This is a genomic window from Dyella sp. (assembly GCF_036384435.1).
In the GTDB taxonomy this organism is placed as follows: Bacteria; Pseudomonadota; Gammaproteobacteria; order Xanthomonadales; family Rhodanobacteraceae; genus GSA-30.
Map to the genome: position 1 here is coordinate 52,496 of NZ_DASVMI010000094.1, position 13,115 is coordinate 65,610.

The window sequence follows — 13,115 nt, forward strand, 5'->3', positions numbered from 1 at the left end:
CGCATGCGTATCGCCGAGCTGGCCGACAAGCGGGTCGCGATCTGGGGTTTCGGGCGCGAAGGCCGCGCCGTGATCGCGGTGTTGCGCGAACGCCTGCCTGGGTTGGCCCTGACATTGTTTTGCACGACGGGTGAAGTCGCAGCGGCGAGGGCATTCGATGCGCACCTGGCGGTGCATGCCGATGAACCCGACGCACGGGTGCTGGCGGCATTCGACGTATTGGTGAAATCTCCTGGCATCTCGGCATACAAGCCCGCTTTGCTTGCCGCGCGCGAAGCCGGGCTCGTCATCACCTCGGGTACGGCGCTGTGGTTTGGCGAGCGGCCTGACGCGCATGTCGTTGCCGTGACGGGAACCAAGGGCAAGAGCACCACAACGGCACTCATCGCGCATCTGGCCCGTGCGTTGCGCGTGCGCACGGCCCTGGCGGGCAACATCGGCATGCAGATGCTCGAACTGCTCGATGGCGAGGCTGAGTTGTGGGCGGTCGAGCTCTCCAGTTTCCAGACCGGCGAAGCCGGTCCCGTACAGCTTGGCGTGATTACCAGCTTGTATGAAGAACATCTTGACTGGCACGGCTCGCGCGAACAATACGTGGCCGACAAGCTCAAGCTTGCCGACGTGTCCCGTTACGTGCTGGTCAATGCCCTGCAACCGGTGCTGCTCGACAAGACAGCGGCACATCCGCATCGCTTGTTGTTTGGCCACGCGCAAGGTTGGCATGTGAGTGATGGCTATATTCGTCGCGGCGACCAGCCGGTGTTCGCGGTAGCCGATCTTCCGGTGCCAGGCGAGCACAATGCCCTCAATGCGTGCGCTGCGCTGGCGGCGATCGAAGCGATCGGGGCAGATGCACACGCCGCGGCGCCGGCATTGGCAAGTTTTCACCCCCTGCCTCATCGGTTGCAGCCGCTGGGTGTGCACGGCGGTTGGCGTTGGATCAACGATTCCATCAGCACCACCCCGCAGGCAACCCTGGCTGCGTTGCAGAGCACAGGGCGCGTGAATGTCACCGTGATCGTCGGGGGCCACGACCGAGGCCTGGACTGGCACGATTTCATCACCAGCGTGGTAGCGCATCCATTGCACGCAATCGTGACTCAGGGAAGCAACGGGCCGCGCATTGCAAAGGCGTTGCGCGAAGCGCACTACCAGGGTCCGTTGATCGAAACGGACGGGCTTGCCCAGGCGGTCGAGGCTGCACGGCGCGTGACGCCCTCAGCGGGCACCATCGTACTATCGCCAGGGGCGCCAAGTTTCGATCAATATCGCGATTATGCCGAGCGTGGTCGCTGCTTTGCCGACATGGCCGGCTTCGACGGCAAGGCGATCATGGGGATCGAGGGTCTGGGTATTTCCTGAGCATGGTGTCGCGCAGGCTTGCGCTAGACTCCGATCATCGGGAGATACCACGGAGATGGGTATGATCGATTATCCGGACCTGCTGCTGCGGTTGATCGTGGCGGCGATATTGAGTGGCGTGATCGGTGCCAACCGCGGTCGCCTGGAATGGTCGGCCGGCCTGCGGACGCACATGCTGGTGGGTGTCGGTTCCGCGCTGGCGATCATTGTCTCGGCGTACGGTTTTCGCCACGCGTTGACGTTCGACCATGCGGTGCTCGACCCCTCGCGTATCGCCGCGCAGGTGATCAGCGGCATCGGTTTCCTGGGTGCAGGCACCATCCTGTTTTCACAGCGCGACCAGGTGGTCAGGGGCCTGACCACCGCGGCAGGCTTGTGGGCCGTGGCGACGGTAGGCCTGGCAGCTGGCGCCGGGCTGTATGCGGCAGCGGTCACCGCCACGCTGCTGCTGTGGATCATCCTGGCGATGCTCAAGCCGATCGAGCGTCGGTTCGTGCGGCCCAGGCCGCAGCATTTCGCCATTTCCATGGAATTGAGCACGGCGTCGTCGCTGTCGGTAGTGGAGCGCGTGCTGGAAGATTTTCATGCGCCAGTGCGACAGATACGCTTGCGACGCCATCAGGATGGACACGACGTGGTGGAAATTCGTTTCATGGGAGCCATCGATATGGCGCGCATGGCCGAAATCGCCGACGCATGCCGCAAGATCGACGGCGCCCAGGCCGTCAACGTTTCACAACCGGTGGTACAGCGCGGCTGAGTCAGTTCGGAGGGGTGGGGTCATGGCACCAGCGATGCGTACGCATATTTCCAGCTATATGCCGGGGCAGCAGCTCAAGCCCCACGTGCATGGCGAGGCCTGGTTGTGCCTGGTGCTCGATGGTCACTATCGCGAGCAGATCCGCTCGCGTCGCGACGAGCACGGTGCGGGCGACCTGCTGTTCTGTCCCGCGCATGAGATGCATAGTCAGGTCATCGGTGCCACAGGTGCGCACAAGCTGCTGTTTTCACCACCTCAGGCATCGCTTGACTACCTTTTCGAACAGGGTGTGCGCTTGCACGAGGCACCTTATTTGCCAGCCAGCCCGGAACTGGTAAGCGCAGGCCAACGGATGCGGCGCGAGTTATGCGTCGGTGATCGATTCGCCTCGCTCGCGCTGGAGGGCATGGCGATGGAGTTGTTGGTCGCCCTGGCCAGGTGCGGTGGCCGTGACGAACCACAGCCACCGTTGTGGCTGCGGCGCCTGCGCGAAAACCTGGACGATGAACCGGGCATGGCATGGACGTTCGACATGCTGGCGCACGACGCTGCGCGGCATCCGGTGCACGTCGCGCGAAGTTTTCGCCAGTGGTATGGCTGCACCGTGGGCGAATATCTGCGAAGGGCGCGGGTGGAGCAGGCGGCCAGGCTGTTGCGTCAAGGCAATCTGCCTTTGCTTGAGATTGCCCTGCATTGTGGATTCGCCGGGGCTGCACCCTTCGCGCGTACCTTCAAGGCGGTCTTTGGTGTATCGCCCTCTACGTATCGGCGGGCTTCGCGCTAGCCAGCGTCAACTGCGCTAACCAGCGGCAAGCCGAAGCAGCCGCGGTTGGCTACGCTGTGCACGCAGACAACACGGAGGGGCATCATGAAGAAGATCCTGGGCTGGGCCGCGACGGTCCTGGCCATGGCCGTTGCGCCCATGGTGCATGGGCAGGCAAGGGCGCAAAGCTATGCCATCGACGAACGCGCCTATTTTAAATCGCCCGATAGCGAGACGGCTCAGCGCGCCATATTAAAGGCTGCGATCGACAAGCTATCGGCGCCCGGCACGGGAGATGCCGCCGGTCTGCTAGCCTACCTGCGGCAGGTCGAGGATCTGCTCGCCATGGCGCAGCGGCATGCCGCTTACATGCACCTGCTTTCTGCGCGCGATATCGACGATCACGCGCCCGTTGATGCGGGCAACCAGATCGCCGACGATGAAAGCCGACTAGTCACCGAGGTGCGCACGACATTACGTCGCTGGGGCGCAGCGGGTTTCGAAAGCGCGCTGGCGAGGGAGCCCGCACTGGCGCGCTATCGCTATCTGTTCTGGCGCGCGGAGCGTGGCTTACCGCATGAATTGCCGCCAGACCAGCAGTCGGTACTGGACCAGATCGCCGATCCGGCATCGGATGCGCTGTGGAATGCCTATCAGCAAACCCAGCGTGGCATTGACTACGGCACGGTGCACACGAGCCACGGCGACCTGGATATCGAGAAAGATGCCAAGCTGCTTGCGCGCGACCCCGATCGCAGCGTACGCCAGCAGGCCTGGGAGCGCCGCTGGGATGCCTACGAGACGCGCTCGGGCACCTTTGCCAGCCTGCTATTGGGTGTGGTGCGTCTGGGAGACAGGGAGGCGCACCTGCAACATTTCGATGATGCGCCATCGGCTGCTTATTTCGGCCGCCAATTCGATCGCCACGACGTCGATGCCATGCTTGCCGCTGCGTCCAGTCATGCTGACCTGCTGCGCCGTTACCAGCAATGGCGCGCCGATCATGTGGCTGCCGTGACGGGCCTGAAAGATATCCAGCCCTGGGACATGGGCATGAACGAACAGGGCTATACGCCACCCGCTTTAAGCTACACCCAGATGCGTAAGCTGGCACACGAAGCCCTGACACCGTTGGGCAAGGATTACATCAGGCATTTTGATGCCTTGCTTGATCCATCGAACCGGCGCATCGATCTTTCGCCGGAACTGGGCAAGCGCGAGAACGACTCGTTCTCCATTTCAGGTCCCGGCGTGCCGGCAGGTCTGTTCGTCAGTCGTTATACCGGTGATCTTTCCGGTGCCAGCGTGATCATTCATGAGGGCGGCCACGCCATGCATGCCCAGCTCATGGATGAGCATGGCGTCTCACCGTTCTACCGTAGCGGCACGAGCTGGATGAAAGAAGCCGTGGCCATCCTCAACGAATTCCTGCTGCGTGATTATCTGTACAAGCACGCCCGCGATCCGCGCGAGCGTGCCTACTACCTGCGTTCGTTGCTCGATGACATGACGCTTGAGATATTCACTTCCGCCGAAGAGGGTGAGCTGGAGCAATCCATTTACGACGGCGTAGTGGCCGGCAAGTTGCGCAACGCCACCGATTTGGACGCGCTGACCCTGAAGATCACCAGCCGTTATGAAATCTGGCCAGCCCGGCAACCGCGCCTTGCTCACGTTTGGATGACCAAGCGATTGATGTATGAAGACCCGCTCTACCTGGTCAATTACCTGTACGCCGGTTTGCTGGCCACCCGGATGTACGCCATGGCCGAAAACAATCCGAAGGATTTCCAGCAGCGTTACACCCGCTTCCTGCAAGACGGTTTCAACGATCGCCCCGAAGTTCTGCTCAAACGCTTCTTCGGCAAGGATGTGAGGCCTGACGAACTGGTCGGCGACGACATGATGTTGATCGAGCGGAAGCTGGATGAGCTGAAGGGGATGGATGTAGCGCGGTGAGGCCGGCTGCATGGCAGCCTGTGAGGCCGCTCGCTGCGCGAGCTGTGAAGAGGAAGCCAGAAAGCGACCAGCTTGTTGCTCTTACCTCTTCACAGCGCCGCAGGCGCGGCCTCACAGGCTGCGCAGCAGCCGGCCTTACGGCTCGCCCAAGGCGAGCGGCCTCACCGGCTACTAAGAACCCAGCAAACAATCACCAGATCTTGACCCGCTGCTGCGGATCAAGAAACAGCTTCTGCCCCGGTTGTGGCTTGAACGCGTCGTACCAGCCGTCGATGTTGCGAACTGTCTGCGCGCGAAAGTTGCCCGGGGAGTGGCCGTCGGTGATCAATTGCTGGCGCAACGCTGCGTCACGGGTCTTTTCGCGCCAGGACTGGGCGAAGGCGAGGAAGAAACGCTGGTCGCCGGTCAAGCCGTCGATCACCGGTGCCGGTTTGCCGCCGAGCGATTTGTGGTAGGCGGCGAAGGCAATGGCCAACCCCGAGACGTCGGCGATGTTTTCGCCCAGGGTCTGCTGGCCGTTGATATGTACGCCAGGCAGCGGCTCGTATGCGTTGTATTGCTCGACCAGCTTCTGGCCGGCGGCCTTGAAATGAGCCTGGTCCTCGGGCGTCCACCAGTTGGCCAGGCGCCCCTGCTCGTCGAATTCGGCGCCCGTGTTGTCGAAACTGTGGCTGATTTCATGGCCGATGACCGCACCGATCGAGCCATAGTTGGCGGCCGGGTCGGCCTTGGGATCGAAGAAGGGCGCCTCAAGGATGGCCGCGGGAAAATTCAACGCGTTTTGCAGCGGTAGATTCACCGCGTTGACCGTTTGTGGAGTCATCCACCATTCGCCCCGATCCACCGGCTGGCCAAGCTTGGCCAGTTGATGCTGGTACTCGTACTCTTCCGCGCGCAGGTGATTGCCCAGCGCATCGTCGGCACGGATCTCCAGCGAGCTATAGTTGCGCCAGGTTTCCGGGTAGCCGACGCCGACACGCAAGGTCTCGATCTTTGCTTTGGCTTTGCGCTTGGTGGCTGCTGTCATCCAATCCAAAGTGTCAACGTGGTCGTTGAAGGCGGCAAGGATGTTGGTGACCATTTCCTGCACCTGCTTCTTCGACGATGCCGGGAAATAGCGCTTGACGTATTCCTGACCGACCGCATCACCGAGTGCGCCATTCGTGGCGCTAATGGCCCGCTTCCAGCGATCACGCTGCTTGGGCGTGCCTTGCAGCGTATGTCCGTAGAATTCGAACGAGAGCTGGTCGAAGGCCGCCGGCAGTACGCCTGCGCTGTGGTTGATCGCATGGAACGTGAGGTAATCCTTCCAGGTCTGCAAAGGCTCACTTGCGACCAAAGAAGACAGCTTGGTGATGGCGTCGGGTTGCCAGGCATCAATGAGCTTCTGCTGTGACAGGCCGGCTGCGTCGAAATACGCTTTCCAGTCGATGCCCGGTGCACGCTTGGCATAGTCACCCGGAGCCCACGGATTGTTCGCCTTGTGCACGTCCTCGCTGGTCACCAGGTCGGTCTGGCCCTGCGCGATCTTCGTTTCCAGCGCGAAGATGCGTTTGGCTTTGTCGTCGGCATCGGCCACGCCGGCCCGCTTGAGCACCGCAGCGATGTAGGTCTGGTACTTGCCGCGCGCAGCAACCATGTCCTTGTCGTTGCCCAGATAGTAATCGCGGCTAGGCATGCCCAGGCCGCCCTGGAGCAAATACGCGACGTTGTGCGAGGAATCTTCCAGGCCCTGGGTCACGAACAGGCCGAAGAGGTTTTCGGTTTCGAAGTTGGTGGCATTGATCGGATCGACGTCGGCGCGCAGGCCTTTACCGAGCACGCGCGATAGATCCGTGATGTTGCTGATGGCATCGATCTGTTCAAAGCTGGACTTGAGCGGTGTGATCCCGGCTTTCTCGATCCTGGCCGTATCCATGAAGGCGGCATAGTAGTCGGCGATCTTGCGCGCATTGCTTCCGGCGGATGGCTGGCTGCGGGCCATATCCTTGATCAGGTCGGCGTTGCGTTTCTCCGCCTTTTCGAAAACTTGCAGGAAGATACCGGTGCTGGAGCGGTCCGCTGGAATCTGTGCCGTCTTGCGCCAGTTCTGGTTGGCGTAGCCATCGAAGTCGTCTCCCGGCTTGATGGCGTGGTCGATACCCGCCAGATCTACCCCGGAGGGGCTCGTCTTGACGGCTTTGGCGGGAGCATCGGCGGCATTGACGCCACAGAAGGCGGCGGTGCCACTTACGACAGCGGCGGCGAAGATCCAGCGAAGCTTTTGCACGGCGGGTGACCTCAGGCGACGGGGACCGTCACCATAAGCCCGTCGCGGGAGGTTTGGGGCATGACTTATGGGCTATGAAGGCCGGAGTCAGGGGACAGAAGCGAGTAGTGAGAGTGTGGCCGGCAACAACGTCGCGCGCTTTGTCTTACTCCTCGCTTCTCTAAACTCGCATCCGGATCTCACTATTTCTCAATCCGATAATTCAAGCTCGCGCGACTGAAGTCAGTCGCGTTCTGGGCTTCGAAGTTCCAGCGATGGCTGAGTTTGTAACGCAGGGTGATGACCTGGCCGGGCTCGAACAGGCCGACGCCGTAGCTCAGGTACAGGCGTGGGGAGAGGAATTTGCCGACGGTGAACGCCGAGGTGCCACCGAGTGCCTCGTTGCTGGATACGCCGATGTCGTCGACGCCGATCTTGCTGCCGATGCTCTTGGCCAGCAGGTCGCCCGCGGCCGATCCCAGCGCCTGTGCGGCGGCGCCGACCATGCTGCCTTCGCCGCCTTTGACCTGCGACAGCGGCTTGCCGGTGATGAGGTAGGAAAGTGCGTCGGACTGCTCCATCACCGGATTGGAGAACACGGTCAGTACGGGCCGCTGCGCGGTGCCGGAGACATAGAGGCCGACTTTCTGGCCTTCATCGATGGTGGCGTTGGGGTTGAGTTTGCGGGCGGCGCGGATGTCCAGGCCAGGGTTGTCGATGGGCGTGCTGGCAAACAGCAGTCGACCCTGCTCGATCTGCAGGTTCTGGCCATAGGCCTTGTAGATACCGTCCACGGTGATCTGGCCCTGGCCGGTAGTGGCGCGCCCTGGACGCTCGCTGACATTGAGCACGCCACTGAGTCGGCCATCCAGACCCATGCCGACTAAATGTGTCTTGCGGCCGAGATCAACCTTGATCTGCGCGGTGATCGGCAGCTTGGTGGCTTCTTCCTGCTGCTTTTTGTCGTCAACCACGACGACATCCGGTGATGCCTGGGTAGCACCCGCGCCGGGTAGCTTGGAGACATCGATATCGGCGCTGTCGAGCGTCAGGCCTCCGCCGAGGTCGATGCCCTTGGCATCCTGCTTGAGCACCAGATCGGGCGAGATGATCACCTTGGCGGCAGGGATGTCAGCGGCAGTGAACTGGCTGCCCTTGAGCGTGATGGCCGTTTGCGCGTTCTGGCCGATGTCGGCATAGCCGTCGATCGTCATCGAGCCCTTGCCCGATTGCACGCCACCCTGGATATCAAAGCGTCGTGCATCGTCGGTGCTGACGGTGACGTGACCCTGGGTAAGCTTCAGGCCGGCGACGGGGATTTCCGCAGCGAAGTCGGCGATATCGGCGCGGCCAGTGACCGCGGGCCGCCTGACCGTTCCGGCCAGATGGAACTGGCCCTGCACTTGGCCCTTCACGCTAGCCACTTCATGGGTGAAGAGCTCGATCAGGCCTAGGTCGTTGAAACGCAGATTGATCTGCCCCGACAGGTTCTGCTGAGCGCCGTCGATGCCGAGCTGACCGTCCAGGCGTCCACCGTCGTTGAGATTCATGCTCAGCGTGCCGTGCTGGCTGGTCGGACTGAGCTGCGCGTTGATGGCCAGGTCGGTGTAGCTGAGCACGGGGCGATCGGCGTGCTCGACGTAGGTGATGCTTCCGTGCGGCGATTGAATATTGGCGTTGCCACTGAGCGCACCGGCTGCGTTGCGGCGAATGGCACCGTTGCCGTCAAGCGCACCGTCGGCGCGCATGGGCATGTCAGGCGTGCCGGCAATACTGGTGAGCAAGGCCAGCGGCAACTCGCGCAGGCGATAGCTTGCATCGAGGTTGCCTGCCTTGTCCTGTTTGGCGGCAACACAAAGTTGTGGTGTGCCGGCCGTCAGGCATAGTTCGGACAGATTCACCGCGCCGCCGTTGTACGACAGGCTGGTCGGCTGTGCCAGACGCCAGCGCGGGATGCCCTGCGGCTCCAGGTCCAGGCGCGACAGCATGCCGCTCCAGTTGCCGCCCTTGAGCGCCCCGCCCACGGTGACGCCCGCACTCAGTTGTGTGCCTCGCGCGTCCAGCGTCAGGCTGTGCTGGGCAGCGGTGCCGCTGCCGCGTAGGTCGATTTCGTGGAAGGCGATACCCCCGGCGGTGACATTGTGCGTGGTCAACGCCAGCTTGCCTCCGGGGTTGCTGATGTCTGGAATATCCGCGCTCAGTTGCAGCTTTTCGATCTGCTGTCCGTCGTAGGCAACACCGCTGCCATCGAGCTCGCCGTTGACGGCAAGCTTGGGCAGTTTGCCGCGCACGGTGAACTTGCCATTGAGCTTACCGGCCGCATCGGGCAACCAGTCGGCAAGCGAGGCGATGCCCAGGTCCAGCTCGACGTCATTGGCCGTGCCCGGCCGCGCGACGATGGCCACGGTACTGCCGCCGGAGGCGAGATCGAGCTTGCCGTCGATCACCTGCGCCGGTGCGACGTGCAGCTTGCCACTGCCCTTGATCGCACGGTCGCGCAGCTTGCCTTCGAGCTTGCGGATATCCACGACGGCATCGGGCTGATTCTTCGGCAGCGTACCCTGGGTGACGATGTCCATATCGAGCGAACCATTCCAGCCCGCGAGCAACTGGCCGGGATCGAGATGATCTGACGTCAACTCCATCTGCCAGCCCAACACGGGCTGTAGGTCCACGCTGCCCTTGGCGAGCAGATGACCGCGTGGCTGCTTCAGTTCGAGCGTGTGCAGTTCAAGGCGTTTCTGCGTGCCATCGACGTTCAACGCCAGCTTGGCCAGGTTGCCGGGCGGACCGACGTCGACGTCGCCCTCGGCATGGAATTGCTCGGCACCGCCCTTGAAGCGCAGCTCGCCGCGGCTGGCCAGATCCTGGCCGACAAGATTGGCCGGTAGCAGCACATCTTTCCAGTGCAACACCAGATCGGCGGTGAGCGGTTGTGTGCCGAGCTGCACGGTGCCGCTGGCACCGACTTCACCCTTCACCTGTGGCGAGCCCAGGTTCAATTCGTCCAGGGTCAGCCGCTTGAAGTCGTCGCTGAAGTGCGCACGCAGCGGTTTGAGCTGCATCTGGTAATCGTTGATGCCGAGGTTGCCGCTGATCTGGCCGCCATGCCGGTTGCCACTGCCCTGGATGTCCACGGCGAGTGTCTTGAGTGCGCTGTCGCCGAGCAGGGGCTTGGGATCGAAGGCGGGCAGGGCCACCTTGGCGGTCCACGAGTAATCGTCGTTTTGCGAGAGATCCAGATCGACCTGGGCCGCCATCGGCTGGGTCAGCTTGAGCGTCGCCTTGGCCTGCTTGCCATCGCTGTGCCCCTCGATGGCTCCGGCATAGTCGACGCCGGCGACTTTCCAGGCAAATCCGAGCGCACCGTCGCCTTGTTGATCGACGCTGATCGCCAAGTCGCCGTGGAGTTCGGCATGGCCGTCCGGCGCATCGAGCTGAAGCGTATGCAACTGCACGCCCTTGTCGGTCCACTGACCGGCCAGGTCCAGCCGATCGGAAGCGAATACAGGCTGCGGCTTGCCATCCTGTGGCTGCGTCACTAGCACCTTGCCCACGTGCACGCGATCGAGCACCAGGGCGATCGGCGGCTTGAGCGAGAAGCTACCCTGGCTCGGCGGCTCGTCCGGCTTGGACGGTGACAGTGCGACCTCGACGCCGTCGACGTCAAGATCCAGCACATGAGCACGCTTGCGCAGCAGCGGCCAAAGTCGCAGGTCCACATGCACGCGAGCCACCTTGGCATCCAGCCCGCTGCCATCGGCGTATCGCACGCCCGAGAGCGTCATGGGCCCGGCCAGCCGTCCATCGGCCTGCTGCACGCTCAGCGCACCATCGGTCAGGCGCTGTGCCTGGGACAGCGCAAAACGCAGGCCGCTGCTGCTACCGAGCAGCCACCATGTCGCCGCCGCCATGACCAGCAGCCATGCGCCGAGCACCCATGCGATGCGTTTGAGCCATTTCCTCATGCTTGTTCTTCTCTACTGCTGAAGTGAAGCCGGCCACACGTGGCCTGTAAAGCCTCTCGCTGGCGTTCGCTGTAAATGGTCAACGGAGAGGGCAGGGTTTCCAGCATCGTGCTCTTCCTGATGATCATTCACTGTCTACACGCCGTATGGCGGCCGGCTTTACAAGTCCGGTCCAATCACCAGGTGCAGTTCCACGCCGTGGCGCTGAGCATCGTTGATAGGGGTGCCCAGGTCCACGCGGATCATGCCTACCGGCGAGAGCCAGCGTACGCCCAGGCCTGCGCCGATGCGCGGGTTATAATCGGTGCCATTGAAGGCATTACCGGCATCCACGAACGCGGCCATGCCCCAATTGCGCGTAAAGTAGTGTTCCACTTCGGTGCTGGCGACCAACAGATTCTTGCCGCCGATGACACGGTCGTAGTCGTTCTTGGGGCCGATGGTCTGGTAACCGTAACCTCGGACCGAGCGATCGCCGCCCGCGAAGAAGCGAAGCTGTGGCGGCAAGGCATTGAAGTCGCCGGTGACCGTATAGCCAACCGCGCCACGCAGGATCAAGCGGTCGCGACGCGTGAAGGCACGTATCCACTTGGCATCGGCGGCGATCTGGCTGAAGCGCGTATCGGATGCCAGCGTGCCGACGGTGCTGCGCGCGTAGATGTTCACGCCCCAGCCCTTGCGCACGAAGGTGGGATTGTCCGCTTGCTTGCGCGACAGCGAGACTTCCGGATACAGCAGGGTACTGCGCCCGTGCTCGATACCGGCCTCGTTTTCGTTCTCGTTGGCCTGCTGGCCGACGGTGAAGGTGCCCGACAACGCATGCAGGCCAACGGTACGCGTCCAACCGTGCCACAGGCGCGTCTCGTTGGCGACCAGTTCGAGCGTGCGTGACTTGGATGTATCGGTGTTGGCGTCACGGAAATTCGCGCCGTAGTTGAAGCTGCGCTGGTCCTGTCCCGGCATCGGCACGGTATAGAGCGTGGACAGCGTCTTGAGGCGCTGCGCCACCACCAGTTCATTCTTCCACTTGTGCCCACGGTCGTTGACCCAGCGCCGTTCCATGCCGCCACGCAGGCCTACGCCGGTGTCGGTGCCAATGAATGGTCCGCCGGTATAGATGGTGCGCTTGGCGGGCGCCAGTTCCACTTTGACATCGACGCGGCCATTGGCTTTTTCGTCGACCTCCGGTAGCACGTTGACCACGGAAAAATAATCGGCACCGTTCAAAGCCTGCTGCAATTGAAGCAGTTGGTCCTGGTCGAAATAGTCGCCGGACTTGAAGGGTACATAGCGGTCGAGAAAACCTTCGCGGAACTGCGAGCCTTCGAAATGCACTGTGCCATAGCGGTAGCGCTGTCCGGCGGTCCAGGCCAGCTTGATCGATGCGCTGTGTTCGCTACGATTGACCTCGACGCGATGCGTGACCAGTCGCGCATCAAGGAACCCATTGGCGGTGAGCGCGCCGCTCACCGCGTCACGGGCGCCATCGTAGGCGCCATCATTGAGTATCTGGCCCTTGAGGCGTTCGACGGCACGCTGTGCCCGGCGGATGACTGGGATGCTGGCGGCTGTCTTGTCCAGTTTCACATCCACCGAGGTCACCTTGACCGGTTCGCCCGGGGTGACGTGCAGCGTTACCTGCCAGTTCTTGCCTTGTTGCTTGATGTCGCCGTCGACGCTGGGCTCGTAGTAGCCGTATGGCTGTAACGCCAGCTTCACTTGGTCGCCCGCGCGCTGATAAAGGCGACGCGCCTGCGCCTCGGTCACGTCGCGATTGGCGTACTGCGCCAGTTCGACGGTGGAGACGATCGCACCCTTGAGGTTGTCGTCCACACCATCGACCACCAATTGCACGCCGGCATGGGCCAGTGGCGTGCACAGCAGCAGTGATAGCAGGAAGTTGCCTTGGCGGCGGTTCCAACGCATGCGTAGGTTCCATCTACGGGCCGGTGACGGCTCCCCTATGGAACGCGTCGCAAAGCAAAGCTTACCTGCCCGAAAATTGACCGCGAATGTACCGCGTCGCGGAAATAGCTAGAACTGCTAAGAAAAATA

The 13,115-nt window shown here is 62.4% G+C and carries 7 protein-coding genes; 4 read left to right on the forward strand and 3 right to left on the reverse strand.

What is annotated here, in order from left to right; all coding sequences use genetic code 11:
* Positions 1-3 precede the first annotated feature (3 nt).
* The 4 genes from murD to VF436_RS09365 all read left to right on the forward strand — a co-directional run bounded on the left by murD (position 4) and on the right by VF436_RS09365 (position 4,844).
* Entirely contained in the window at positions 4-1,362 is a 1,359-nt protein-coding gene (gene murD, locus VF436_RS09350; protein ID WP_330903742.1) for a UDP-N-acetylmuramoyl-L-alanine--D-glutamate ligase, read from the forward strand.
* Between the two features lie 61 nt (positions 1,363-1,423).
* Positions 1,424-2,122 carry an MgtC/SapB family protein gene (locus VF436_RS09355; protein ID WP_330903743.1) on the forward strand — a complete coding sequence of 233 codons (699 nt, stop codon included), beginning with the start codon at positions 1,424-1,426 and terminating at the stop codon, positions 2,120-2,122.
* A 22-nt stretch (positions 2,123-2,144) separates the two neighbouring features.
* The gene (locus tag VF436_RS09360) at positions 2,145-2,906 is read left to right on the forward strand and encodes an AraC family transcriptional regulator (protein WP_330903744.1); all 762 of its coding nucleotides are present in this window, start codon (positions 2,145-2,147) and stop codon (positions 2,904-2,906) included.
* A gap of 84 nt (positions 2,907-2,990) precedes the next feature.
* Positions 2,991-4,844, forward strand: a complete 1,854-nt coding sequence (locus VF436_RS09365; protein WP_330903745.1) for a M3 family metallopeptidase — start codon at positions 2,991-2,993, stop codon at positions 4,842-4,844.
* Positions 4,845-5,034: 190 nt separating this feature from the next.
* On the opposite strand, the gene VF436_RS09370 is transcribed toward VF436_RS09365, so the two are convergent.
* The 3 genes from VF436_RS09370 to VF436_RS09380 all read right to left on the reverse strand — a co-directional run bounded on the left by VF436_RS09370 (position 5,035) and on the right by VF436_RS09380 (position 12,986).
* The gene (locus tag VF436_RS09370) at positions 5,035-7,113 is read right to left on the reverse strand and encodes a M13 family metallopeptidase (RefSeq protein WP_330903746.1); all 2,079 of its coding nucleotides are present in this window, start codon (positions 7,111-7,113) and stop codon (positions 5,035-5,037) included.
* Between the two features lie 182 nt (positions 7,114-7,295).
* On the reverse strand, positions 7,296-11,060 hold the full coding sequence (locus tag VF436_RS09375) for a translocation/assembly module TamB domain-containing protein (protein ID WP_330903747.1): 3,765 nt from the start codon (positions 11,058-11,060) through the stop codon (positions 7,296-7,298).
* A gap of 159 nt (positions 11,061-11,219) precedes the next feature.
* The gene (locus VF436_RS09380) at positions 11,220-12,986 is read right to left on the reverse strand and encodes an autotransporter assembly complex family protein (RefSeq protein ID WP_330903748.1); all 1,767 of its coding nucleotides are present in this window, start codon (positions 12,984-12,986) and stop codon (positions 11,220-11,222) included.
* Between the last annotated feature and the right edge of the window lie 129 nt (positions 12,987-13,115).